This is a genomic window from Ectopseudomonas oleovorans, from assembly GCF_003052605.1.
Classification (GTDB): Bacteria; Pseudomonadota; Gammaproteobacteria; order Pseudomonadales; family Pseudomonadaceae; genus Aquipseudomonas; species Aquipseudomonas oleovorans_A.
The window spans coordinates 1-24,019 of the sequence record NZ_QASO01000028.1; the positions used below are offsets into that span (position 1 = coordinate 1).

General features: G+C 62.5%; 20 protein-coding genes and 1 pseudogene. 16 read left to right on the top strand and 5 right to left on the bottom strand.

What is annotated here, in order from left to right; all coding sequences use genetic code 11:
- The coding region (locus DBO86_RS04315) for a hypothetical protein (RefSeq protein WP_482764203.1) at positions 1-302 on the bottom strand (302 nt) is incomplete at its 3' end.
- A gap of 186 nt (positions 303-488) precedes the next feature.
- On the opposite strand from DBO86_RS04315, the pseudogene DBO86_RS04320 reads away from it, so the two are divergent.
- Positions 489-1,135 (top strand): annotated as a pseudogene (locus DBO86_RS04320) (alpha/beta hydrolase); the annotation flags it as partial.
- Here DBO86_RS04320 and DBO86_RS04325 read toward each other — a convergent pair.
- Positions 1,105-2,859: a sensor domain-containing diguanylate cyclase gene (locus DBO86_RS04325; RefSeq protein ID WP_244185510.1), complete on the bottom strand. Its 1,755-nt coding sequence runs from the start codon at positions 2,857-2,859 to the stop codon at positions 1,105-1,107. The pseudogene DBO86_RS04320 and the gene DBO86_RS04325 overlap by 31 nt on opposite strands.
- A 311-nt stretch (positions 2,860-3,170) precedes the next feature.
- On the opposite strand from DBO86_RS04325, the gene DBO86_RS04330 reads away from it, so the two are divergent.
- The gene (locus DBO86_RS04330) at positions 3,171-3,620 is read left to right on the top strand and encodes an acyl-CoA thioesterase (protein WP_084341169.1); all 450 of its coding nucleotides are present in this window, start codon (positions 3,171-3,173) and stop codon (positions 3,618-3,620) included.
- Positions 3,621-3,626: 6 nt separating this feature from the next.
- Here DBO86_RS04330 and DBO86_RS04335 read toward each other — a convergent pair whose 3' ends face one another.
- Complete coding sequence (locus DBO86_RS04335) at positions 3,627-4,022, bottom strand: hypothetical protein (RefSeq protein WP_104726984.1); 396 nt, start codon at positions 4,020-4,022, stop codon at positions 3,627-3,629.
- A gap of 96 nt (positions 4,023-4,118) precedes the next feature.
- Between DBO86_RS04335 and DBO86_RS04340 the strand changes: the two genes are divergently transcribed.
- Both DBO86_RS04340 and DBO86_RS04345 read left to right on the top strand, forming a co-directional pair.
- Complete coding sequence (locus tag DBO86_RS04340; RefSeq protein ID WP_108233065.1) at positions 4,119-5,066, top strand: tRNA dihydrouridine synthase; 948 nt, start codon at positions 4,119-4,121, stop codon at positions 5,064-5,066.
- Between the two features lie 246 nt (positions 5,067-5,312).
- Entirely contained in the window at positions 5,313-5,762 is a 450-nt protein-coding gene (locus DBO86_RS04345) for an Hsp20 family protein (protein WP_003461095.1), read from the top strand.
- A 99-nt stretch (positions 5,763-5,861) separates the two neighbouring features.
- Here the strand turns inward: DBO86_RS04345 and DBO86_RS04350 are convergent, their stop codons facing one another.
- Both DBO86_RS04350 and DBO86_RS04355 read right to left on the bottom strand, forming a co-directional pair.
- Positions 5,862-9,149, bottom strand: coding sequence for a sensor domain-containing protein (locus tag DBO86_RS04350; protein ID WP_108233066.1), 3,288 nt, complete (start codon positions 9,147-9,149; stop codon positions 5,862-5,864).
- 102 nt (positions 9,150-9,251) lie between these two features.
- The gene (locus DBO86_RS04355) at positions 9,252-10,133 is read right to left on the bottom strand and encodes a LysR family transcriptional regulator (RefSeq protein WP_108233067.1); all 882 of its coding nucleotides are present in this window, start codon (positions 10,131-10,133) and stop codon (positions 9,252-9,254) included.
- 223 nt (positions 10,134-10,356) lie between these two features.
- On the opposite strand from DBO86_RS04355, the gene leuC reads away from it, so the two are divergent.
- The 12 genes from leuC (at position 10,357) to DBO86_RS04415 (ending at position 24,004) form a co-directional block, all read left to right on the top strand.
- On the top strand, positions 10,357-11,784 hold the full coding sequence (gene leuC, locus DBO86_RS04360) for a 3-isopropylmalate dehydratase large subunit (protein WP_108233068.1): 1,428 nt from the start codon (positions 10,357-10,359) through the stop codon (positions 11,782-11,784).
- A gap of 11 nt (positions 11,785-11,795) precedes the next feature.
- Complete coding sequence (gene leuD / locus DBO86_RS04365) at positions 11,796-12,443, top strand: 3-isopropylmalate dehydratase small subunit (RefSeq protein WP_108233069.1); 648 nt, start codon at positions 11,796-11,798, stop codon at positions 12,441-12,443.
- 87 nt (positions 12,444-12,530) lie between these two features.
- Positions 12,531-13,613 carry a 3-isopropylmalate dehydrogenase gene (gene leuB, locus DBO86_RS04370; protein ID WP_041978574.1) on the top strand — a complete coding sequence of 361 codons (1,083 nt, stop codon included), beginning with the start codon at positions 12,531-12,533 and terminating at the stop codon, positions 13,611-13,613.
- Positions 13,614-13,669: 56 nt separating this feature from the next.
- Positions 13,670-14,782 (top strand): aspartate-semialdehyde dehydrogenase, encoded by a 1,113-nt coding sequence (gene asd / locus DBO86_RS04375; RefSeq protein WP_003461106.1) that lies wholly within the window; start codon positions 13,670-13,672, stop codon positions 14,780-14,782.
- A gap of 135 nt (positions 14,783-14,917) precedes the next feature.
- Entirely contained in the window at positions 14,918-15,928 is a 1,011-nt protein-coding gene (locus DBO86_RS04380) for an aspartate-semialdehyde dehydrogenase (RefSeq protein ID WP_108233070.1), read from the top strand.
- 155 nt (positions 15,929-16,083) lie between these two features.
- Complete coding sequence (locus DBO86_RS04385; RefSeq protein WP_108233071.1) at positions 16,084-18,918, top strand: motility hub landmark protein FimV; 2,835 nt, start codon at positions 16,084-16,086, stop codon at positions 18,916-18,918.
- A 7-nt stretch (positions 18,919-18,925) separates the two neighbouring features.
- Positions 18,926-19,789, top strand: a complete 864-nt coding sequence (truA, locus tag DBO86_RS04390) for a tRNA pseudouridine(38-40) synthase TruA (RefSeq protein ID WP_003461110.1) — start codon at positions 18,926-18,928, stop codon at positions 19,787-19,789.
- 24 nt (positions 19,790-19,813) lie between these two features.
- The gene (locus DBO86_RS04395; protein ID WP_108233072.1) at positions 19,814-20,467 is read left to right on the top strand and encodes a phosphoribosylanthranilate isomerase; all 654 of its coding nucleotides are present in this window, start codon (positions 19,814-19,816) and stop codon (positions 20,465-20,467) included.
- A 138-nt stretch (positions 20,468-20,605) separates the two neighbouring features.
- Positions 20,606-21,490 (top strand): acetyl-CoA carboxylase, carboxyltransferase subunit beta, encoded by an 885-nt coding sequence (gene accD, locus DBO86_RS04400; protein ID WP_092374952.1) that lies wholly within the window; start codon positions 20,606-20,608, stop codon positions 21,488-21,490.
- On the top strand, positions 21,487-22,764 hold the full coding sequence (folC, locus tag DBO86_RS04405) for a bifunctional tetrahydrofolate synthase/dihydrofolate synthase (RefSeq protein ID WP_108233073.1): 1,278 nt from the start codon (positions 21,487-21,489) through the stop codon (positions 22,762-22,764). Before accD ends, folC begins: the two co-directional genes overlap by 4 nt.
- Before the next feature lie 14 nt (positions 22,765-22,778).
- Positions 22,779-23,396 (top strand): SPOR domain-containing protein, encoded by a 618-nt coding sequence (locus tag DBO86_RS04410; RefSeq protein WP_003461124.1) that lies wholly within the window; start codon positions 22,779-22,781, stop codon positions 23,394-23,396.
- 86 nt (positions 23,397-23,482) lie between these two features.
- Positions 23,483-24,004, top strand: coding sequence for a CvpA family protein (locus tag DBO86_RS04415; protein WP_108233074.1), 522 nt, complete (start codon positions 23,483-23,485; stop codon positions 24,002-24,004).
- The last annotated feature ends 15 nt before the right edge of the window (positions 24,005-24,019 follow it).

The following is a 24,019-nucleotide window of genomic DNA, read 5'->3' on the forward strand; positions in this document are numbered from 1 at the left end:
GTATCCGACTTCTCGGCGGCGTAGACAGCAGGGTTACAGCTTTTGGCCTTTCCTGCTCCGCCCGGTGGTTGCGCACCGGGCGCCGCTGAGATCTCCCAGTTTCTGTGCGAAGGACTTCCCGACGTGCAGAGGGTCTCCGACCGCGCGGGATCAGTGCATGACTGGCGTAAAACGCCATGCTCCGTGTTGCCTTCTGCTTCGCTTAACAGCATCGGCATCCCGAACTTGTGATTTCGCGGCTCAATGGCTGGCCCATCGGTTTCCCCTGTCAACGCTTCACCCTGCACCTCGCGGTGCAACATGCATGACTCGGGGTCTGGTTGATTCGCCATTTCTTACCAGTATCGAACTTTCATCGACTATCCTTCGCCAGCTTTAACTGGCGCACTAAGCGCTCCATAAACCCCACCTACTGTCAGCAGGGTTAGCGGGTCAGGATGCAGTCGTTGGTGAGCAGTTCCACGGCAGCAGCGCTTCGTAATCCTCGACGCGGCTCGACAGTGCTGCTGATGCATGGCTGGGAGGGGCGACCAACCCAGTTTGCGTTGTTGATCCGCGGTCTGGTCGACGCAGGCTATGGCGTCATCGCACTGGATGCGCCTGCTCATGGTCGTTCACCTGGACGAGAAGCCAATGTGGTGCTGTTTGCGCGTGCATTGCTCGAGGCCGCCAGCGAGTTGCCGGCGCTGCTGGCCGTGATCGGTCACTCGATGGGCGGCGCCAGTGCGCTGCTGGCCACACAAATGGGCTTGCGCTGCGAGACGCTGGTGACCGTTGCCGCGCCGAGCTGCATCCTCGGATTGTTGCGCGGTTTCGCTCGATTCATGGGGCTGCCGGCCGAGGCACGAGCGCATTTCGTTCGCGCCGTTGAAACGACGGCGGGCATCCCCGCGGCGCATCTCGATGTGCAGCGTTATCAGCTGGATCTGCCGGGCCTGATCGTGCATGCCGAGGACGATCCGGTGGTACCGGTGGGCGAAGCCGATCTGTCCACAAGGCCTGGTTCGACAGTCAGCTGCTGCGTCTGCCAGCGGGTGGGCATCAGCGTTTGCTGAGCGATCCGGTGCTTCTGCAGGCCGTACTCGAGTTGCTGGAGCAAGTGCCTCAGGCGTCGTTGAAGGCGTTGGCTTCGTAACTGACCACGCGGTTACGACCGCTTGCCTTGGCGCGATACAGGGCACGGTCTGCCAGTTCCAGCCAGTGCTCGCCGCAGTCCGGCTCGCTCGGTACGCCGGCATGCAGGCCGATGCTCAGGCTCAGCGCTATCGACTGTTGTTGGTAGAGGCAGGGATTGAGCGCGAGCTCTTCGCGCAGTTGTTCGGCCAGGTCGAGTGCGCCGGTGAGATCGGTGCTGTCGAGTAAGATGACGAATTCTTCGCCGCCGAAGCGTGCCAGCAAGTCGCTGCTGCGCAGGCGCTGCTGGATGCGCTGGGCTGCATGGCGCAGGCAGGCATCGCCGGCGAGATGGCCGTAGCGGTCATTGACCTGCTTGAAGTGATCCAGATCCAGCATCAGGACTGCCAGTGACTGTCGGCTGCGCAGGGCGCGGGCGCAGGCGCGCGCCAGTTCTTCGCTGAGTGTCTGGCGATTGAACAGGCCGGTGAGTCCGTCACGGCGATTCAATTCCGCCAGGCGCAGGTTGGCGTTGGACAGTTGCTGCAGGGTGTCCTGCAGCGTCGCGGTGCGCTCCTGTACGCGCTGTTCCAGGCTTTCGCTGATCTGCGTTTGCAGTTCCAGGTGCTTGGTCTGTTCGCTGCGCAGGCGGCGCTCCTGGTCGATCAGCTTGGCCTGAGCCTGGCGTTCGGCTTGCTGCACCTGGCGGATGCGCGAGGCCAGGGCGATGGAGAACACCGTCATCTCGATCAGGCCGCCAATCTGCTGGGCATGCAGGGTCAGCAGCGAGTAGGGCAGCAGTCCGGTGCCGGTGAGGATGCTGGCAAGGCTGGCGGCGATCAGCACGAACCAGCCCAGGGCGAACAGGCGCGCGGCTGCGTAACCGCCGCGCCAGCGCAGCAGGGTAATGACGAAGGCGGCCAGTGCGCAGGCGGTCACCAGTACGAAGCTGCCGATCAGGGCGGGTGCGTACAGGCCAAACAACGCCATGCCCAGGACCAACCAGGCGCAGGCCTTGAGCGTATTGGCGACCCAGCGATAAGGCCTGGCGGCCTTGTCCAGATCCAGCACGCCGTAGGTGAATTGAATGCCGAACCATGTCGCCAGTGCCGAGCTGAGCGGGAAGCTCAGTTGATGCCAGGCCAGCGCGTTGGGCCACAACCATTGCAGGGCGAAGCCGAGCTGGATGAACTGGTAGAGACTGAAGCTGGCGACGAACAGGCTGTACCAAAGGTAGTTGCGGTCTCGGGTGATGCAGAAAATGCTCAGGCTGTAGATCAGCATTGCCATCAGGGCGCCGAAGAACATGCCCTGCAGTAACAGGCTGCTCTGTTCCTGGTGGTCGAAGGCATCGCGGGTCATCAGGCTGGCGCTGAGGTTGGCCGAGCCGTCGGTTTGCATGCGCAGCCAGATGCGCTGCTGCTCGCCGGACTCCAGGTCGAGGGGGAGTACCAGTTGCCGGTGTTCGACCCAGCGCCAGTCAAAGGGACGCTGGTCACCGGCGCGGTAGATGCGCTTGCCGTCCAGGCCGTAGGCGTCGAGTTGATCCAGCAAGGGATTGCTGATCAGTAGAACCCAGCCAAGCGAGCGATTATGCGGATTGTGTACATCCAGGCGCAGCCAATAGGTGCTGCCGCTGTAGCCGAAGCTGGCATCGCGCCGGGCGACGGCCCGCCAGGCGGAGTCGGGTAGTGCGCGGACATCGATGAGGTCGGCCTGGCCATCCGGGTCCTCCCAGACGTGCATAAAGGGGCCTGGCAGTGTCTGCGTCTGACCAATCGGCAGCGGCAGGCTTTCTGCTCAGCTCAGCGCTGGCAGCAGTAGAAGCATCAATAGGCGCAGGATGGCAGTCAATTGCTCGTTCTCGGGCTCTCAGGCGAGTGCGCTGCATTATGGCGCGCGGTGATGGCGCGATGAAAGCTCGGCACTGCATGGACGGGCTGTGCGGCGTATCATGCGACACCCGGCCGAACGGTCGCCGAGGATGCAGGCGGCCATGTTCTTGAATCGGATCACCCAGCTTGCCGTATGCAGGCTGCATACCTGGAGGTACAGTCATGAACTGGGAGTTGCCCAGCCCCTTCGTCATCGATATCGAAGTGAGCGCAGAGGACATCGACGGCCTTGGCCATGCCAACAACGCGGTGTATGTCAGTTGGCTGGAGCGCTGCGCCTGGCGGCATTCGCAGTTCCTGGGGCTGGACCTGGTCGAGTATCGCCGTCTGGATCGGGCCATGGCGGTGGTGCGTCACGAGATCGACTATCTGGCCAGCGCCTACGAAGGGCAGCATCTGCAGATGGCGACCTGGATCGTCGAGTCCGACCAGCGTCTGAAGATGGATCGGCGCTTCCAGCTGGTGCGCCCGGAAGATGGCGCCACCTTGTTGCGCGCCAAGACCACCTTTGTCTGCATTGAGCTGTCCAGCGGGCGCCCGAAGCGCATGCCGGAGGAATTCGTCGAAGGTTATGGCAAGGCGCTGATGCAGCCCTATCCGTTGGAGCTGTAAGGCCGCTCAGTCGATCAACGGCGCGAGAAATACCTGCTCCGGCTCGACCATGATGGCGAACTGGCGGGTTTCACCGGGGCGCAGGATGACGGACTGCGCCACATCCGGTCCACGGCCGCCGCAATAGCCATCTGGCGACATGGCCACGGCGACGCCCAGTTCGCCGCTGGGCAGGTCCAGGCTGGTTTGCTCGCCGGGACCGAGTTTCGCCACTACCTGCTGGTTGGCGTAGAGCTCCACATCGCAGGCATTCGGCGCGTTGTTGTCGCGACTGAAAATGAGCCGGGCCGGTGCATCGGCCACTGGATCGGTGGGGGCCGGCTCAGTAGCACTGGGCGGGATATCGCTGGCTTGGGCGGCCATGCAGAACAGGCCGAGCAAGGCGGGTGCGATCAGGCGCATGGTAAAGCCTCCGTTTGGCGTCAGCGGCAGTGTCGCCCATCTTGTGCGGCGCGTGCGACCCCTTAAACTAAGCGCCCCATTTTTCCGGACAACCTCATGCAAATCGCCCTGGCGCCCATGGAGGGGCTGGTCGACGAGATTCTGCGCGACGTGCTAACCCGCATCGGCGGTATCGACTGGTGCGTCACCGAGTTCATTCGCGTCAGCGAGCGGCTGTTGCCGGCTGCCACCTATCACAAGCTGGCCCCCGAGTTGTTCAACGGCTCACGCACCCGGGCCGGTACGCCGATGCGCGTACAGTTTCTCGGCTCCGATCCGCAGTGCCTGGCGGACAACGCCGCCTTCGCCTGCACGCTCGGCGCTCCTGTGATCGACCTTAACTTCGGTTGCCCGGCCAAAACGGTGAACAAGTCGCGTGGCGGCGCGGTGCTGCTCAAGGAGCCGGAACTGTTGCATGCCATCGTCCGCGAAGTGCGGCGCACGGTGCCGGCGGAGATTCCGGTCACGGCGAAGATGCGCCTGGGCTTCGAAGGCAAGGAGGGCGCGCTTGACTGTGCGCGCGCACTGGCCGAAGGCGGAGCGAGCCAGATCGTCGTGCATGCGCGCACCAAGGTCGAGGGCTACAAGCCGCCGGCGCACTGGGAGTGGGTGGCGCGGGTGCAGGAGGTGGTCGGCGTGCCGGTGTTCGCCAACGGCGAGGTGTGGACGCTGGACGACTGGCGCCGCTGCCGTGAGATCAGCGGTGTGGATGACATCATGCTGGGGCGCGGCCTGGTTTCTCGGCCAGGGCTGGCGCGGCAGATCGCTGCCGTCAGGGCTGGTGAGGAGCCCGAGGACATGAGCTGGGCCGAATTGCAGCCGCTGTTGCTCGACTTCTGGCAGCAGGCACGGCGCAAGCTGGCGCCGCGCTACGCGCCGGGGCGCCTGAAGCAATGGTTGGCGATGCTCACGCGCACCTACCCGGAGGCCGTTGCGCTGTTTGCCGAGGTGCGCCGCGAGCAGGATTGCGAGCGTATCGATCAGCTGCTTGCGCTATCTCCGTAGGAGCCCCGCCTCGGGGCGAAGCTCTTGCTTTGAAGAGGCTCTGTCGCTTCGCCGCGGGGCGCGGCTCCTACATGAGCGGTGCCGTCTGCCTAGGGAGCGTTGCACAATGGATGTGCAACGCCGTGTTGTGTAAACGTTTTTTTCAGATGCTTGAAAATTCTCCACCTGACCTCAGATAAGTGACCGCGGGATGCCGAAGTCGGGTTCCGCGATATGAACCTTGCTGAAATTTTCAGGAGAATACTCATGAGTAACGTACTGTCCCTGGCCCCACTGTTTCGCCAGTCCGTCGGTTTCGACCGTTTCAACGATCTTTTCGAATCTGCCCTGCGCAGCAATGACGCTGGCAGTTCCTACCCGCCCTACAACGTCGAGAAGCATGGCGAGGACCACTACCGCATCGTGGTCGCGGCTGCCGGCTTCGAGGAAGATGACCTGGAGTTGCAGGTCGAGCGTGACGTGCTGACCGTGGTCGGCAACAAGCGTGATCGCAGCGCTGAAAACATCAGCTACCTGCATCAGGGCATCGCCCAGCGCGCGTTCAAGCTGTCCTTCCGCCTGGCTGACCATATCGAGGTCAAGGGCGCCAATCTGGTCAATGGTCTGCTGCATGTCGAGCTGGAACGCATTGTGCCGGAAGAGGCCAAGGCCAAGCGTATTCCTATCGGTAGCCAGCGTCCTGCGCTGGAAAACTGAGCCGCTGATGCATGAACGAAGAAGGCGCCCCACGGGGCGCCTTCTTCGTTTCAAGCGACAGTCTGGCTGCGGCTGCCTCCTCGGTAGGGGGCTGACAGGTTACGCTCGCTGCCTTTCCAGTAGTTCACGAAAGGCCTCCAGCGGTAGCGGTTTGCTGAACAGGTAGCCCTGATAGAGGTGGCAACCCTGCGCTTGTAGAAAGTCCAGTTGGTCCTGCTGCTCCACACCCTCGGCGATCAGTGCCAGGCCCAGGCTGCGCGCCATGGCGACGATGGCCCGGATGATCTCGGCATCGTTGGGATCGTGGGTGGCGTCACGCACGAAGGACTGATCGATCTTCAGCATGTCCACCGGCAGGCGCTTGAGATAGGTCAGCGAGCTGTAACCCGTGCCGAAGTCGTCCATGGCGAAGCTGACGCCGTGCTTTTTCAGGCGCAACATCTTGCCGACGGTGTCATCAATATTCTGAATGACGATGCCTTCGGTGATCTCCAGTTTGAGCATGGCGTTGGGTAGCTGGCTGTTGCGCAGGCTGCTGGCGACCCGGTCGACGAAGTCATGCTGGCGAAATTGTCGCGGGCTGATGTTGACGCACAGGCTGAAGCGTTCGCCGTCGACCAATCCATCTGCCATCAGGCGCGAGCAGAAATGGCAGGCCTCGGCCAACACCCAGCCACCGACCTCGACGATCAGCCCGCTCTCTTCGAGTACCTGGATGAACTGCGCGGGCGACTGTGGGCCCAACTGCGGATGCTGCCAGCGCAGCAATGCCTCGGCGCCGACCACCTTGCCATCACAAGCATCGACCTGAGGCTGGAAGTGCAGTTCGAACTCGCCGCGCGCCAGGGCCAGACGCAGATCGTTCTCCAGGCGCAGACGCGCGCTGGCGGCGTCCTGCATGGTGGTGCGAAACAGCTGGATGGCGTTACGCCCGGAGTCCTTGGCGCGGTAGAGGGCGATATCGGCGCGTTTGAGCAGATCCGCCGGGGTATTGCCGTGATCGGGAATCAGCGCGACGCCGATGCTCGGGGTCACCTGCAGGCGGTGACCGTCCAGCAGCATCGGTTCGGCCAGTAGCTGGCGCAGCTTGTCGGCGACCTGGCGAACGTGGCGGGTGACCTCCGAGCGCTTGCCTTCCAGACCGGAGAGCAGCACCACGAATTCGTCGCCGCCGAGGCGGGCCACGGTGTCCTCCAGACGCACACTGGCCTCCAGGCGCGCAGTGACCAGGCGCAGCACGGAGTCGCCGACAGGATGGCCGAGCGAGTCGTTGATGTGCTTGAAGTGGTCGAGGTCGAGGAACAGCAGGGCGCCGCGCAGATCATGGCGCTTGAGCAGGGCGATCTGCTGGGTCAGGCGATCCATCAGCAGGGCGCGGTTGGGCAGGTTGGTCAACGCATCGTGGTAGGCCAGGTGCTGTACCTGCGCCTGTGCCTGCTTCAGTTCGCTGATATCGCGCGCGGTGAGCAGCAGGCAGGGCACGCCATTGAGCTCGATGGGTTGCACGGAAACGTCGACCAGACGCACCTCGCCGTTGCGATGCTGGCCGTGCATTTCCATGTGCAGCACCTGGCCGTTGTGGGTCAGTTTTTCCACCATCTGCGCGCGTTCTTCGGGGAAGGCCCAGATGTTCAGCTCGAAGGCGGTGCGGCCGATCACCTCGTCCGGCGCATAGCCGGTGAGACGGCTGAACCCCTGGTTGACCTCGATGTAACGCGCGGTGTCGCGTTCGGTGATAGTGATGGCGTCCGGGCTGGAGTGGAAGGCCTTGGCGAATTTCTCTTCCGAGGCTTGCAGACGCTGCTCACGCAGCAGCCGCTCGCTGATATCGACCAGTGTGCCGACCATGCGCTGCGGTTGGCCGGTATCGTCGAACTGCAGCTTGGCGGTGCTTTCGAGAAAGCGCAGGCCGCCATTTTCCAGCTGTACGCGATAGGTGATCTGATAGTGGCTGCGGCGTTCTGCGACCAGGCTTTGGTAGCTCTGGCGCAGGCTGTGTCGATCCTCCATCGGTACTTTGCAGAAGAAATCGAGGAAGGCGCCTTCGAAGGTTGCTGCCTCCAGCCCCTGGAGTTGGGACGCCCGCGCACTGGCGATCAGCCGGCTGCTGGGGATATGCCAATCCCAGGTGCCGAGATCGGCGGATTCCAGGGCCAGGCGCAGGCGTTGTTTGCTTTCGTTAAGGGCCTGTTCCTGGGCGCGCTGTTCGGTGATGTTGCGCACGGTGAGGACTAAGCAGGTGGTGCCATTGAGCTCGATTTCGCCGCCGAACAGCAAGTTGCTGGTGACGCTGCCGTTGCGGCTGAGCAGTCGTACCTCGAGGTTGTTCAGGCGCCCTATCTGCGCGGCGTCGAGCATACGCTGGCGGTTGCTGGGGTCAACCCAGATGCCCAGCTCCAGTGAGGTGCGGCCCACGGCTTCGGCGCTGCTCCAGCCAAATTGCTGCTCGAAACTCGGGTTGACCTCGATGAAGCGGCCGGTCGCCCGATCAGTAATGGCCACCGCGTCGGGCGTATGCATGAAGGCCTTGGCGAACTTTTCCTCACTGGCGCGCAGGGCGTTTTCTGCGCGCTTGCGTTCGCTGGTATCGAGGAAGGTGCAGAGCACCAGGCGCTCGCCCTTTAGTTCTATGTACTGGCTCGACAGTACGCCATCGAGAATATCGCCACCACGGGTGCGCAGTTGTGCTTCCTGAATCACCGGCTCGCGGCTCAGCGGCGCCTGTTGGCGCAGGTGGTCGCGCTGCTCGGCATGGACCCAGAGGTCGAGGTCGAGGGTGCTGCGGCCGAGAATTTCCGCGGCGGGCCAGCCGAAGGCCTGGGTGAAATGCTGGTTGGCTTCGAGAATTTCGCTGTTGTCGTAGCGCACCAGCATCATGATGTCAGGGCTCAGGCGGAACAGGCTGGCGAAGCGTTCCTCGGAGGCGCGCAGGGCTTCGGCACGCTCCTGCTGGGCGCTGATGTCGCGGATCACGCCGAACATGCGCGGCCGACCATCGGCCTCGCGTTGCAGGCTGCCGGTGATCTCCAGCCAGTGCAGGCTGCCGTCCGGCCAGCGAATGCGGTGGCGCAGGGCGTTGCCAATCTGTTCGCCCTTGAGGATGGCGTCGAATTTCGCCAGGACTTCGGCGCGCTCCTCTTCGGGGATCAGCTCGATGTAGTGCAGTTCTCGCGTGACCGGGCGATTGGGGTCGAGGCCGAACAGGGCCTGGGCGCCGCGCGACCAGTTCACCTGACCACTGCGAATGTCCCAATACCAGGTGCCGAGATGGGCGCCGTTCAGCGCGGCCAGCAAACGTGGCGCATCCTGCCAGGTCTGCTCAAATTCGGCGGGGTCCATCGCCGGTATGTGTGGCAGCGGCGGGGTCTGGTCAGTCGATCTGGCCATGGCCGGACCTTCCTCTGGAGTGCGCGATGCGCGGGGCGGGCGTTAGAGGTATGCAGATATGTTTTTGTCGTTATGTCGCCACGTTAGTCTCAGTTCGGATGCCTATGCAAGGTCATCGCGCTGGCTGTCGAGCAGATCCATGAATGCCCGTGCGGCATTCGACAGGGTGCGTTCGGTATGCAGAATGTAACCCAACTGGCGGGTCAGCTGGATGTCCGGCAGGGGCAGGCGCGCGACCTGGTCGTCGAGCATGGTACGCGGCAGCACGCTCCAGGCCAGGCCGATGGAGACCATCATCTTGATGGTTTCCAGGTAGTTGGTGCTCATGGCGATATTGGGCGTCAGGCCCTGGGCCTCGAACAGGCGCTGCACAATGTGATGGGTGAAAGTGTTGCCGCCGGGGAAGACTGCAGGATGCTGCGCCACATCGGCCAGGCTGATCACCTGGCTGCGCGCCAGGGGGTGTTCCGGTGCGGCGACGAAATCCAGCGGATCGTCCCACACGGCGACGGCGCGGATCGGTTCGCGGGTTTCCGGGGCGAGGGTAATCACCGCCAGCTCGGCGCGGCCATGCAGCACTTCTTCGTACGCCACTTCCGAATCGAGAAACTGGATATCCAGCGCCACTTGCGGGTGGGTACGGGTAAAGGCGCGCAACAGGGCAGGCAGGCGATGCAAGCCAATATGGTGGCTGGTGGCGAGGGTCAGGCGGCCGCTGACTTCACCCGACAGGTTGGTCAGCGCGCGGCGGGTATCGTCCAGTACGTTGAGGATCTGGTAAGCACGCGGCAGCAGGGCGCGGCCTGCCTGGGTGAGGCCGATTTCGCGGCCGAGGCGGTCGAACAGGCGCACGCCCAGTTGCTGTTCCAGGCCGGCGATGCGCTTGCTTACGGCAGGCTGGGTCAGGTGCAGGCGCTCGCCGGCTTCGGAAAAGCTGCCGGTTTCGGCGATGGCGATAAAGGCGTTGAGGTTGGCCAGATCCATGGAGCGCTCCGGTAAGTAATGATGCGCTGAGCATACATTCCTCTTCGGAATCCTTTGAATAAAAAATATGAATTTGAGTTATTTCGTCCCCGGCCATAGCATTCTCCCCATAAGCCGAAGGGCCATTTTCGCCCAGGCATAGAAAGGTGCACTTCTGACGCCGGGCGGTGATAACGCAGGCAGTTTCCGGATGTGCTCAAAAGGCGCTGATGAGGTAAGGCTGATGACTGGCAAGACGCTCTACGACAAGCTCTGGGAAATGCACGAAGTGAAACGTCGCGACGACGGTTCCTCGCTGATCTACATTGATCGTCACATCCTCCATGAGGTGACCTCACCGCAGGCTTTCGAAGGCCTGCGTCTGGCCGGGCGCAAGCCGTGGCGCATCGACGCCAACATCGCCACGCCGGATCACAACGTGCCGACCACCAAGGCCGAGCGTCAGGGCGGCCTCGAGGCCATCGCCGACGAAGTCTCGCGCATCCAGGTACAGACCCTGGACGAGAACTGCGATGACTTCGGCATCCTTGAATTCAAGATGAACGACGTGCGTCAGGGTATCGTCCACGTGGTCGGGCCGGAGCAGGGCGCCACCTTGCCGGGCATGACCGTGGTCTGCGGCGACTCGCACACCTCCACCCATGGCGCCTTCGGTGCCCTGGCCCATGGCATCGGCACCTCCGAGGTCGAGCACGTGCTCGCCACCCAGTGCCTGGTCGCCAAGAAAATGAAGAACATGCAGGTGCGCGTTGAAGGCAAGCTGCCGTTCGGCGTTACCGCCAAGGACATCGTGCTGGCCGTGATCGGCAAGATCGGCACCGCTGGCGGCAATGGCCATGCCCTGGAGTTCGCCGGCAGCGCGATTCGCGACCTGTCGCTGGAAGGGCGCATGACCATCTGCAACATGTCCATTGAGGCCGGCGCCCGTGTCGGCCTGGTGGCGGTGGACGAGAAAACCATCGCCTACGTCAAGGATCGTCCGTTCGCGCCCAAGGGTAGCGACTGGGACAAAGCCGTGGCGCAGTGGCAGAACCTGGTGTCCGACGCCGATGCGGTGTTCGACACTGTGGTCGAGCTGCGTGCCGAGGACATCAAGCCACAGGTCAGCTGGGGCACTTCGCCGGAGATGGTTCTGGCCGTCGATCAGAACGTGCCGGACCCGGCCGTCGAAGCCGACCCGGTGAAGAAGGACTCGATCACCCGCGCCTTGAAATATATGGGCCTCACCGCCAATCAGCCGATCACCGATATCCAGCTCGATCGCGTGTTCATTGGTTCCTGCACCAACTCGCGCATCGAAGACCTGCGCGCCGCTGCCGAGGTGGCCAAGGGGCGCAAGGTCGCCGCGACCGTCAAGCAGGCGCTGGTGGTGCCGGGCTCCGGTCTGGTCAAGGCGCAAGCCGAGGCGGAAGGGCTGGACAAGATTTTCATCGAGGCCGGTTTCGAATGGCGTGAGCCGGGTTGCTCCATGTGCCTGGCGATGAACCCGGACAAGCTGGGCAGTGGCGAGCATTGCGCGTCCACCTCCAACCGCAACTTCGAAGGCCGTCAGGGCGCCGGTGGTCGTACCCACCTGGTGAGCCCGGCCATGGCTGCCGCGGCGGCGGTTACCGGTCGTTTCATCGACGTGCGCGAATTGATCCAGGCCTGAGGAGCTAGATGATGAAAGCCTTTACCCAACACACCGGCCTGGTCTGCCCACTCGACCGTGCCAACGTCGACACCGACCAGATCATTCCCAAGCAGTTTCTGAAGTCGATCAAACGCACCGGCTTCGGCCCCAACCTGTTTGACGAGTGGCGCTACCTGGATGTTGGCCAGCCGAACCAGGACAACTCCAAGCGCCCGATCAACAAGGATTTCGTGCTCAACTTCCCGCGCTACCAGGGCGCCAGCGTACTGCTGGCCCGCGAGAACTTCGGCTGCGGCTCTTCGCGCGAGCACGCGCCGTGGGCGCTGGACGAGTACGGTTTCCGCACCGTGATCGCGCCGAGCTTCGCCGACATCTTCTTCAACAACAGCTTCAAGAACGGCTTGCTGCCGATCATCCTCAAGGATGAAGAAGTCGATGCGCTGTTCGAGCAGGCTGAGGCCACCGAGGGTTATCAACTGACCGTCGATCTCGAAGCGCAGACCGTGACCCGTCCCGACGGCGTGCAATACAGCTTCGAGGTCGATGCCTTCCGCAAGCACTGCCTGCTCAATGGTCTGGACGACATCGGCCTGACCCTGCAGGATCAGGACGCGATCAGGGCTTTCGAAGCCAAACACCAGCAGAGCAGCCCCTGGCTGTTCGGCGCGATCAAGTAAGGCGTTCGATAGAATGCGCTATGCGCGCCTGATTTAAGACTATTTAAGTGGTGCGCACGGCGCACCCTACGGTTTGATGAGGATGCAATGAGCAAGCAGATTCTGGTTCTCCCAGGTGATGGTATCGGCCCGGAAATCATGGCCGAGGCGGTCAAGGTGCTGAACCTGGCCAATGACAAGTACGCCCTGGGTTTCGAACTGAGCTTCGATGATCTGGGTGGCGCGGCCATCGACCGTTACGGCGTGCCGCTGGCCGACGAGACTCTGGCACGCGCCAAGGCCGCCGATGCCGTGCTGCTCGGCGCCGTTGGCGGGCCGAAGTGGGACGCCATCGATCCGGCCATTCGCCCCGAGCGCGGCTTGCTGAAGATCCGTTCGCAACTGGGCCTGTTCGGCAACCTGCGTCCGGCGATCCTCTATCCGCAGCTGGCCGAGGCCTCCAGCCTCAAGCCGGAAGTGGTCGCCGGCCTGGACATCCTCATCGTCCGTGAGCTGACCGGCGGCATCTACTTCGGCCAGCCGCGCGAAAGCAAGGTGCTGGAAAACGGCGAGCGCATGGCGTACGACACCCTGCCGTACAGCGAGAGCGAAATCCGCCGCATCGCCAAGGTCGGTTTCGACATGGCGCGCGTGCGTGGCAAGAAGCTGTGCTCGGTGGACAAGGCCAACGTCCTGGCGTCCAGCCAGCTGTGGCGCGCTGTGGTCGAGGAAGTGGCCAAGGATTACCCGGACGTCGAACTGAGCCACATGTACGTCGACAACGCCGCCATGCAACTGGTACGCGCACCCAAGCAATTCGACGTGATGGTCACCGACAACATGTTTGGTGACATTTTGTCCGACGAAGCTTCGATGCTGACCGGTTCCATCGGCATGCTGCCGTCGGCATCCTTGGACGCCAACAACAAGGGCATGTACGAGCCGTGCCATGGCTCCGCGCCGGACATCGCCGGCAAGGGCATCGCCAACCCGCTGGCCACCATTCTCTCGGTCTCGATGATGCTGCGTTACAGCTTCGGCCAGGTCGCTGCCGCCGATGCCATCGAGAAGGCGGTGAGCCTGGTGCTGGATCAGGGCCTGCGCACGGGTGACATCTGGTCCGAGGGCAAGACCAAGGTCGGTACCGCTGCCATGGGTGATGCAGTGGCCTCCGCGCTGCGTAGTCTGTAATCTTCCCAGCCCCGCCGGGGTGGTTCCGGCGGGCTGTTTATATAGGTGTAGTCGTTATGAAACGTGTAGGTCTGATCGGTTGGCGTGGCATGGTCGGTTCCGTGCTCATGCAGCGCATGCTGGAAGAGCGGGACTTCGACCTGATCGAGCCGGTGTTCTTCACCACTTCCAATGTCGGTGGCCAAGGCCCTGCCATTGGCAAGGACATCGCTGCGCTGAAAGATGCCTACAGCATTGACGACCTCAAGGGCCTGGACGTGATCCTGACCTGCCAGGGCGGCGACTACACCAATGAAGTATTCCCCAAGCTGCGTGAAGCCGGCTGGCAGGGCTACTGGATCGACGCGGCCTCCAGCCTGCGCATGGATGACGACTCGGTGATCGTGCTCGACCCCGTCAACCGCAAGGTGATTGACCAGGCGCTGGACGCCGGCACCAAGAACTACATCGGCGGCAACTGCACCGTCAGCCTGATGCTGATGGCCCTCGGCGGTCTGTATGAAGCCGGTCTGGTGGAGTGGATGAGTGCCATGACCTACCAGGCTGCTTCCGGTGCTGGCGCGCAGAACATGCGTGAGCTGATCAAGCAGATGGGCGCAATCAACGGCGCTGTCGCTGATGAACTGGCCGACCCGGCCAGCGCCATCCTCGATATCGATCGCAAGGTGGCCGAGGCCATGCGTGGCGAAGGCTTCCCGGTCGACAACTTCGGTGTGCCGCTGGCTGGCAGCCTGATCCCCTACATCGACAAGGAACTGCCGAACGGGCAGAGCCGTGAAGAGTGGAAGGCTCAGGCCGAAACCAACAAGATTCTCGGTCGTTTCAAGAACCCGATCCCGGTCGATGGCATTTGCGTGCGCATCGGTGCCATGCGTTGCCACAGCCAGGCGCTGACCATCAAGCTGAACAAGGATGTGCCGATGGCTGACATCGAAGGCCTGATCAGCCAGCACAATCCCTGGGTCAAGTTGGTGCCGAACCACCGCGAAGATTCCATCCGTGACCTCGGCCCGACTGCCGTGACCGGCACCCTGAGCGTTCCGGTCGGCCGTCTGCGCAAGCTCAACATGGGCTCGCAGTACCTGGGGGCGTTCACCGTCGGTGACCAACTGCTGTGGGGGGCTGCCGAACCGCTGCGTCGCATGCTGCGGATCCTGCTCGAGCGCTAAGCGCGAAGCCGGCATCCAGTATCAAACAAAGCCCTTCTGTCTCGGCAGAGGGGCTTTGTGTTTTCTGGAGGAGCCGATTGCCTGGGCGATGGGCCGCAGTTACAGTGCCGCTCCCTCTGTGTTGTAGGTCAGCTCATGAGTCAGTCCATCAATATCGCCGTGATCGGCGCCACCAGCAACGTCGGCGAAGCGCTGGTCGAATTGCTCGAAGAGCGTGAGTTTCCGGTGAAGGATCTGCATCTGCTGGCCAGCAGCGAGTCGGCTGGACAGAGTCTTTCTTTCCGTGGTCGGCAGGTGCGGGTCAGATCGCTCGATGCCTTCGATTTCACTCAGGTGCAACTGGCGTTCTTTGCTGCGGGCTCTGACGTGACGCGCAGCCATCATGAGCGCGTGGTCGCAGCCGGTTGTTCCGTTATCGATCTGAGTGCTGCTTTTTCGCTGGAGCAAGCACCATGCGTATTGCCCGAACTTGGCGCCGCAGGTTTGCCGGCATTGACCAAGCCGTGGTGTGTCAGTGCGCCGACGCCTTCGGCGGTTGCCTGTGCGCTGGTGCTGGCGACGCTGAGGCCTGTACTGCAACCCCAGCAGCTGCAGGTGACTGCCATGCTGTCGATCTCCACTCTGGGGCGTAGCGGTGTGCAGGAGCTGGCGCGGCAGACCGCCGAGCTGCTCAACGGGCGCCCGCTGGAATCGAAGGCGGTAGATCGACAGATCGCGTTCAATCTGCTGGCGCAGGTCGGCGAGGTGGATGACCACGGGCATGCTCAGTTGGAGAAGCGTCTGGTGGCCGAGATTCAACAGTTATTGAGTCTGCCTGGGCTTCCGGTAGCAGCCACCTGCGCCTTGGTGCCGGTGTTCTTTGGCGATAGTCTCGCACTGGGCGTGTATGCTGATTCGGATATCGATATCAATGCCGTGCAGCAGTTGCTCGAGGTGGCGCAAGGCATCGAGTTGGTTGAAGCAGGCGACTACCCGACGGCAGTGGGCGATGCGGTGGGGCAGGATCAGGTCTATGTGGGGCGCGTCCGTCGTGGCGTGGACGATCTACGGCAACTCAATTTGTGGATTGCGTCTGATAATGTAAGAAAAGGCGCCGCTCTGAATGCTGTGCAGATAGCTGAGTTATTGATAAAACACTATCTGTAAAAGATACTTACCTAGAAATTTGAAGAATCTTTCTAGCTTGGCAATACTGGCTGAGTTGATTGCTGAATGGGGAGCCGCTCGTAGAGCGGAGGCAGGCAGCAGTTCTCAAGACCCTCTCGCATGCTGAGAAAAAAGATAAAACAAGGGATAACGCTATGGTTCGGGTTCGCAAACTGGTGCTGGCAATCGCAGCCGCTTCCGCGCTGTCTTCCGGTATGGCGCATGCGCTGGGACTTGGTGAGGTTACCCTGCAATCGTCGCTGAATCAGCCGTTGGTAGCGGAAATCGAATTGCTGGAGGTACGCGACCTTGCTTCCAATGAGGTGATTCCCAGCCTCGCGTCCCCTGAGGAGTTCATCAAAGCTGGCGTCGACCGTCAGTACTTTTTGACCGACCTCAAGTTCACCCCGGTATTGAAGCCCAACGGCAAGAGCGTTATCCGCATCACCTCGAGCAAGAGCGTGCGTGAGCCTTACCTCAACTTCCTGGTTGAAGTGCTCTGGCCGAACGGACGCTTGTTGCGTGAATACACCCTGCTGCTCGATCCGCCGCTTTACTCTCCGCAAACTACCGTAGCCGCTGCGCCGCAACTGCCTATCGCCGCGCCTGCACCGCGTCCGTCTGCGGCGCCTGCTTCCGCTTCTGCGTCGCGCACTGCAGCACCCGCTCCGGCCCCGCGTCCTGCCGCACCGGCACCGGCGTCGCGCGCCATTGCCGGTAACGAATACAGAACCACTGCCAACGATACGCTCTGGGAAATCGCCCAGCGCGTCGGTGGTGGCTCGGTCAATCAGGTCATGCTGGCCATTCAGGATCTGAATCCGGATGCCTTCATCGGCGGCAATATCAACCGTATGAAGAGCGGTCAGGTACTACGCCTACCGGACGAACAGCAGATTCGCAGCCGCAGCAATGCCGAGGCGATCGCTCAGGTTGCCGAGCAGAATGCCGCCTGGCGTGAAGGCCGTGCTGTCGCTTCGCGTCAGCTGGATGCCACTCGCCGCACCACAGCGGGCGCTGCGCCGGCGACTGCTGAGGCGGGTGATAGCCTGAAACTGGTCGCTGCTGAAGCAGGTCAGTCCACTCGCGGTAGCGATACCGGTGCGGATGGCAGCAAGGCATTGGCCGACAAGCTGGCAGTGACTCAGGAAAGCCTGGATTCGACTCGTCGTGAGAACGCCGAACTGCAGAGCCGTGTCAGTGACCTGCAAAGCCAGCTGGACAAGCTGCAGCGTCTGGTGGAGCTGAAGGACAGTCAGTTGGCCAAGTTGCAGGCCGACCTGTCGGCTGCGCCCGCAGCTCCTGCTGCAACGGAAGAACCGCCTGCGGAAACTCCGGCAGCAGCGCCTGAGGCCGCGCCGCCCGCTGTGGAGGCGGCCACGCCGCCGACTACGCCGCCTGAGGAGGCAGCGCCTGACTACAACTATTCCGAGGAACCGGCTGCGCCCGTCGAGGACAGCGCCGCCGCAACCCAACAGCCGGCCAGTGAGCCGGCTGCTGCCGTTGAACCAGCCGCCCCGGTCAAGCCGGCCGAAGCAGCCAAACCTGCTACACCTGCTCCTGCTCCTGCTCCTGCACCTGCGCCGGCCCCACAGAGCTTCATTGATGACCTGCTGGCTAACCCGATGATGCTGGGTCTGGCCGGTGGTGGGGCGCTTCTGCTTCTGTTGGCCGGCCTGATGGCGCTGTCGCGCCGCAACGCCCAGAAAGAGTCCGAGCTGCAAGATGAACTGGCCGACGACCTGTCTCAGGAACAGGCGTTTGCCTCCGGCCTGGACATGCCTGAAGACAGCTTCGCAGGTCTCGACGACGAGCCTGTCCAAGCCGCCCAGGCCGCTGGCGAGGAGCGCGTGACGGCGCAGACCGGCGACGCATTGGGCGAGGCTGATATCTACATTGCTTACGGGCGCTTCAATCAGGCGGCCGAACTGCTGCAGAACGCGATTAATGACGAGCCGCACCGCGCCGATCTGCGTCTGAAGCTGATGGAAGTCTACGCCGAGCTGGGTGACCGCGAAGGCTTTGCGCGTCAGGATAACGAGCTGCGCGAGATTGGCGGTGTTAATGCAGAAGCCGAGCTGCTGAAGTCCAAGTATCCAGCGATCGCAGCCTTCGCAGGTGTGGGTGCCGCAGCTGCCGCTGCCTCCGTCGATGACGACATGGGCGACTTCAGTCTGGACGACCTCAGTCTGGATGAACCGACCGCAGAAACGCCTGCTTCCACCGGCGCTGATCTGGATGATGCCTTCGATCTGAGCCTCGATGACCTGGAGGCCGATCTGGAGAGCGATGTTCAGTCGAGCAAGGCTGAGCAAGCGCCGTTGTCGCTGGATGATGATCTGGACTTCGGTCTGGTCGATGAACCCGCCGCGCCGGCAGCTTCTGCCGACGACGATCTGGGCTTCGATCTCGCCCTGGATGATGACAAGGTTGAGCTGTCCCAGCCGACCGACGATCTGTCCGCCTTCAGCCTGGATCTGGATGAGGCGGCTCCGGCAGCCAGCGATGAAGCTGATGATTTCCTGCTGAGCCTCGATGACGATGCACCGCTGAACCAGCCGGCCGAGGATCTTTCCGATCTGAGCCTGGATCTGGCTGAAGAAGCGCCATCTGCCAATCTCGATCTGCCGGCTGACTTCGATCTCTCGCTCGAAGACGAAACTCCGGTTCAGCCGGCTGTTGCATCCGACAGCTTCGCTGCGCAGCTGGATGAAGTGACCGCCGAGCTGGATCAGCTGTCAGCTGACTTCGAAGAGCCGCAAGCAGCTCCGCTGGCGCCGGCCAGCAGCCTGTCCAGTGATCTGGATGGCGATGATGACTTCGACTTCCTGTCCGGCACCGATGAAACTGCGACCAAGCTGGATCTGGCTCGGGCTTATATAGACATGGGCGACACCGAAGGTGCGCGCGACATTCTCGAAGAAGTGGTTGCCGAGGGCAGTGACGCCCAGCAGCAAGAAGCTCGTGAGATGATTAGCAAGTTGGTTTGATTGATAAATGTCTGATGCAGTGCCTGTAGCGGCCGCCGAAATGGCGGCCGCTGGCTTTTTCAGAATCGCCCTGGGCCTCGAATACAAGGGCGCACGTTATCGCGGGTTCCAGCGCCAGGGCGCGAATGTTCCGTCGATCCAGGGTCACCTGGAAAATGCCTTGTCCAAGGTCGCCGGTGGTGCCCCGGTCAGCATTCTGTGCGCAGGGCGTACCGATGCTTCTGTGCATTCCAGTGGTCAGGTGGTGCATTTCGATACCACTGTCGAGCGTTCGCTGCACGCGTGGATCATGGGCGCCAACATGAATTTGCCCGGTGACATTAGCGTGACCTGGGCGAAGGTGATGCCGGCGCACTTTCATGCACGCTTCTCGGCCATCGCGCGACGCTACCGCTACGTGATCTACAACGATCCGATTCGCCCGGCGCATATGGCCGAGGAAGTCACCTGGAATCATCGGCCGCTGAATGTGGCGCGCATGCGTGAAGCGGCCCTGGCGCTGGTCGGCACTCATGATTTCAGCGCCTTCCGGGCAACCCGTTGCCAGGCCAAGTCACCGATCAAGACCGTGCACCACCTGCAACTTATCGAGCATGGTCGCTTCATCGTGCTGGATATTCGCGCCAATGCTTTTCTGCATCATATGGTGCGTAACATCGCCGGCGTGTTGATGACCATTGGTGCGGGTGAGCGGCCGCCGGAATGGGCGCGCGAGGTGCTCGAGCGCGGCGATCGACATAGCGGGGGAGTGACGGCGCACCCCTACGGTCTCTATCTGATACAAGTCGATTACCCGGAGGAGTTCGAATTGCCGCAGCGCTATCTCGGGCCGCATTTTCTCTCCGGTCTGCCGGACGTGCGACAGCTATAACCCTTTGTTACCATCCGAGCCCGGATGGCGAGAGGTATGAACGTGACGGTCGTACGTAGCAAGATTTGTGGGATCACCCGCATCGAGGATGCTCTGGCAGCGGTGGAGGCGGGAGCCGACGCCATTGGTCTGGTGTTCTACGGGAAAAGCCCGCGAGCAGTCAGCATCGAGCAGGCCGCAGCTATCCTGCAGGCGTTACCGCCGTTCGTGACCAGTGTCGGGCTGTTCGTCGACATGCCGCACGACGAGCTGCAACAGTTGTTGCAGCGCCTGCCGCTGGATCTGCTGCAGTTTCACGGTGATGAGTCGCCGGCCGACTGTGAAGGCCATGGCCGCCCCTATATCAAGGCGCTGCGGGTTCGCCCCGGTGAGGACGTATCGGCCGCCATGGCGCCGTACGCTGGTGCGCGGGGTATTCTGCTGGATACCTTCGTCGAGGGCGTTCCGGGTGGTACGGGCGCTTCGTTCGATTGGTCGCTGGTGCCGGAAAATGCCGCCAAGCCAATCATCCTGGCCGGCGGCCTGGATGCAGGCAATGTCGCGACGGCTATTCGCCAGGTGCGGCCCTATGCCGTGGATGTCAGCGGCGGGGTAGAGGCCAGTAAAGGCATAAAGGATGCAGGCAAGATTCGTGCATTCGTGCGGGCAGTGCGTGATGCTCGATGTGACGGCGATTGAAGCAGGGCCGTCAATTAGCCTGTCACGCCGCCTTGGCTCGTTTCGGCGGGCGCTGGGTGCGGCAGAAAAGAATTGCTGGAGATGGGCGTTTCACGATGAGGCGTTCATCCGAACCAACGGTTATGGAGAAATGACAGCATGAGCAACTGGTTGGTAGACAAACTCATTCCCTCGATCATGCGTTCCGAGGTGAAGAAGAGCTCTGTGCCCGAGGGCCTGTGGCACAAATGTCCGTCCTGTGATGCCGTGCTCTACCGTCCTGAGCTGGAAAAGGCACTCGATGTCTGCCCCAAGTGCAATCACCACATGCGTATCGGTGCTCGTGCGCGTATCGACCTCTTCCTCGATGCCGAGGGGCGCGAGGAGATCGGTGCCGATCTCGAGCCGGTCGACCGCCTGAAATTCCGCGACAGCAAGAAGTACAAGGATCGTCTGAGCGCTGCGCAGAAGCAGACTGGCGAGAAAGACGCGCTGATCTCCATGAGCGGCACCCTCGAAGGTATGCCGATCGCCGTTTGCGCGTTCGAGTTTTCCTTCATGGGTGGTTCCATGGGCGCCGTCGTTGGCGAGCGTTTCGTTCGGGCGGCCAATGTCGCGCTGGAAAAACGCTGCCCGCTGGTGTGCTTCTCCGCTTCCGGCGGCGCACGCATGCAGGAAGCGCTGATCTCGCTGATGCAGATGGCCAAGACTGCCGCCGCCCTGGCGCGCCTGCGTGAAGAAGGCCTGCCGTTCATCTCCGTGCTGACTGATCCGGTCTATGGCGGTGTTTCCGCCAGCCTGGCGATGCTTGGTGATGTCATCGTGGCCGAGCCGAAGGCGCTGATCGGTTTTGCCGGCCCGCGCGTGATCGAGCAGACCGTGCGCGAGAAGCTGCCGGAAGGCTTCCAGCGTAGCGAGTTCCTGCTGGAACATGGCGCCATCGACATGATCATTTCGCGCAATGAACTGCGTCCACGCCTGGCGCGTCTGCTTGCGCAAATGATGAATCGTCCGTCTCCGGTTCCCCTGCCGGCCACTGCATGACCGAACGTAGCCTGGGCGAGTGGCTCGCCTACCTCGAGCGGTTGCATCCGTCGTCCATTGACATGGGGTTGGAGCGCTCGCGTGAGGTGGCGCAGCGGCTCGGCCTGGGCAAACCTGCGCCATTGGTGGTTACCGTCACCGGTACCAATGGCAAGGGCTCTACCTGCGCCTTTCTCGCCAGCCTGATCGCAGCCCAGGGGCAGCGTGTCGGTGTCTACAGTTCACCGCACCTGCTGCGTTACAACGAGCGTGTGTTGCTGGATGGGCGCGAGGCGGGCGATGAAGAGCTGTGTCGGGCTTTCACTGCGGTCGAGGCCGCGCGTGGTGAAATTTCCCTGACCTATTTCGAGATGGGTACGCTGGCGGCCTTCTGGCTGTTCGAGCGTGCTCAGCTGGATGCCGTGGTGCTCGAAGTCGGCCTCGGTGGACGCCTGGATGCGGTGAACCTGGTCGATGCCGATCTGGCCCTGATCACCAGCATTGGTCTGGATCACGCCGACTGGCTGGGCGATACCCGTGAATCGGTCGCCTTCGAAAAGGCCGGGATCATGCGCGCCGGCATGCCTGCGTTGTGCGGTGATCTCGACCCACCGCAGCCCTTGCTGGAGCAGGCGGTGACTTTGGACGCGCCGTTGTTCCTGCGTGGTCGTGACTACGACCTCAGTGTGCAGGCGCAGGACTGGTCCTGGTATGGCCTCGATGCGCATGGCCAGGTGCTGCGGTTGGAGCAGCTGCCGCTTCTCGATCTGCCGATGGAAAACGCGGCGCTGGCGTTGCAGGCCTATGCGCTTCTGCCGCTGCCGTGGAATCACCAGCAGGTCGTTCAGGCCCTGCTCGCCACGCGGGTAACCGGGCGTCTGGATCGTCGTGCGCTGGATTGGCGAGGCAAGTCACTCACACTGTTGCTCGATGTTGGGCATAATCCTCATGCCGCCGATTATCTGGCGCAGCGCCTGGAGAGTCGCCCGCTGGCCGGGCAGCGCTGGGCGGTGTTCGGTTTGTTGGCCGACAAGGATCTGCCCGGCGTGGTGTCACCGCTTCTGAGTCTGGTTGCTGGCTGGGCCGTGGCGCCGCTGGATACGCCGCGTTCACGCTCTGCCGATGACCTGGCCGAGCACCTGCGGGGGCAGGGCGCGGCGGTGGTGCAGTACCCGGATGTGCGTGCCGCGCTCGATGCGCAGTGCGAGCAGGCGGCAGAGGGTGACGAGATACTGTTGTTCGGATCGTTTTTCTGCGTGGCCGAGGCCCTGGATTGGCTGGCCCGCCCGGCTTGATAAGGGGATTGGGGATGGCAATGCTGGACAGTGGGCTCAAGCAGCGCATGGTCGGTGCTCTGGTGCTGGTGGCGCTGGCGGTGATTTTCCTGCCGATGCTGCTGTCGCGCGAGGACGAGATGCGCCGCGTGGTAGTGGATGCGCCGGCCATGCCGCAAGCGCCGGCTGCTGCCGAGGTCATCGTGCAGCCTGCCGAGGTCGTCGAGCCCGAGGAGTTGCCGCAGGAGCCGGTTCCCGTCGAAGAGGTGGAACCTCAGATCGTCGAGGTGCCTGAGCAGCCCAAGCCGACCCCGCCGCCTGTCGCGCAACAGAGCAAGCCCGATCCGGTCAAGACCGAACAGGCGGCGAGCGCTGCTCCTGCCAAGCCGGAAGGGCGCCTGGACGCCAATAGCCTGCCGATCAGCTGGTCGGTGCAGCTGGCCAGCTTGTCCAGTCGCGCTGGAGCAGAAAATCTGCAGAAAACCCTGCGCAGCCAGGGCTACAACGCCTATATCCGTGCCTTCGACGGCATGAACCGGGTGTTTGTCGGGCCGTTGATCGAGCGTGCCGAAGCCGAGCGTCTGCGTGATCAGCTCAATCGCCAGCACAAGCTCAGTGGTTTTGTCGTGCGCTTCCAGCCGGAGGCAGGCTAAGCAAGCAAGGGACTTTGCAGTGCCTGGTTACTCGATGTGCCGGGCTCTGCTAAAATGCTCCGCCTTTTCCGCTGGTAGGCCGCACCGTGGTATTCACCTGGGTCGATTGGGCGATCATCGCCGTCATCGCCATTTCTAGTTTGATCAGTCTCAAGCGCGGCTTCGTCAAGGAAGCCCTGTCGCTGCTGACCTGGATCATCGCAGGTGTGGTCGCCTGGATGTTCGGTGGCGCACTGGCCCAGCATCTCGTCGAGTTTATCGAAACGCCTTCCGCGCGGGTCATCGCAGCCTGTGCCATTCTCTTCATCGCCACCTTGCTGGTGGGCGCTCTGGTCAATTTCCTCATTGGTGAGCTGATCCGCGTGACTGGCCTGTCCGGTACCGACCGTTTTCTCGGCATGGTATTCGGCGCCGCACGTGGTGGTTTGTTGGTGGTGCTGCTGGTCGGGCTGATCAGCCTGGCGCCAGTGGAGCAGGATACGTGGTGGCAACAGTCGCAACTGGTGCCGCATTTTCTGATGGTCGCCGATTGGTCGAAGAACCTCATTCTGGGGTGGTCCGATCAGTGGTTTACCGGTAGGTCGGCTCACCCAGCTGATCTGCTTTAAAAGAGTGACCGCTGC

Bases quoted from the DNA above. Each gene is read 5' to 3' on its own strand.
- DBO86_RS04325 (WP_244185510.1), bottom strand. From the start codon at position 2,859: ATGCACGTCTGGGAGGACCCGGATGGCCAGGCCGACCTCATCGATGTC.
- DBO86_RS04330 (WP_084341169.1), top strand. From the start codon at position 3,171: ATGAACTGGGAGTTGCCCAGCCCCTTCGTCATCGATATCGAAGTGAGC.
- DBO86_RS04335 (WP_104726984.1), bottom strand. From the start codon at position 4,022: ATGCGCCTGATCGCACCCGCCTTGCTCGGCCTGTTCTGCATGGCCGCC.
- DBO86_RS04340 (WP_108233065.1), top strand. From the start codon at position 4,119: ATGCAAATCGCCCTGGCGCCCATGGAGGGGCTGGTCGACGAGATTCTG.
- DBO86_RS04345 (WP_003461095.1), top strand. From the start codon at position 5,313: ATGAGTAACGTACTGTCCCTGGCCCCACTGTTTCGCCAGTCCGTCGGT.
- DBO86_RS04350 (WP_108233066.1), bottom strand. From the start codon at position 9,149: ATGGCCAGATCGACTGACCAGACCCCGCCGCTGCCACACATACCGGCG.
- DBO86_RS04355 (WP_108233067.1), bottom strand. From the start codon at position 10,133: ATGGATCTGGCCAACCTCAACGCCTTTATCGCCATCGCCGAAACCGGC.
- leuC (WP_108233068.1), top strand. From the start codon at position 10,357: ATGACTGGCAAGACGCTCTACGACAAGCTCTGGGAAATGCACGAAGTG.
- leuD (WP_108233069.1), top strand. From the start codon at position 11,796: ATGAAAGCCTTTACCCAACACACCGGCCTGGTCTGCCCACTCGACCGT.
- leuB (WP_041978574.1), top strand. From the start codon at position 12,531: ATGAGCAAGCAGATTCTGGTTCTCCCAGGTGATGGTATCGGCCCGGAA.
- asd (WP_003461106.1), top strand. From the start codon at position 13,670: ATGAAACGTGTAGGTCTGATCGGTTGGCGTGGCATGGTCGGTTCCGTG.
- DBO86_RS04380 (WP_108233070.1), top strand. From the start codon at position 14,918: ATGAGTCAGTCCATCAATATCGCCGTGATCGGCGCCACCAGCAACGTC.
- DBO86_RS04385 (WP_108233071.1), top strand. From the start codon at position 16,084: ATGGTTCGGGTTCGCAAACTGGTGCTGGCAATCGCAGCCGCTTCCGCG.
- truA (WP_003461110.1), top strand. From the start codon at position 18,926: ATGTCTGATGCAGTGCCTGTAGCGGCCGCCGAAATGGCGGCCGCTGGC.
- DBO86_RS04395 (WP_108233072.1), top strand. From the start codon at position 19,814: ATGGCGAGAGGTATGAACGTGACGGTCGTACGTAGCAAGATTTGTGGG.
- accD (WP_092374952.1), top strand. From the start codon at position 20,606: ATGAGCAACTGGTTGGTAGACAAACTCATTCCCTCGATCATGCGTTCC.
- folC (WP_108233073.1), top strand. From the start codon at position 21,487: ATGACCGAACGTAGCCTGGGCGAGTGGCTCGCCTACCTCGAGCGGTTG.
- DBO86_RS04410 (WP_003461124.1), top strand. From the start codon at position 22,779: ATGGCAATGCTGGACAGTGGGCTCAAGCAGCGCATGGTCGGTGCTCTG.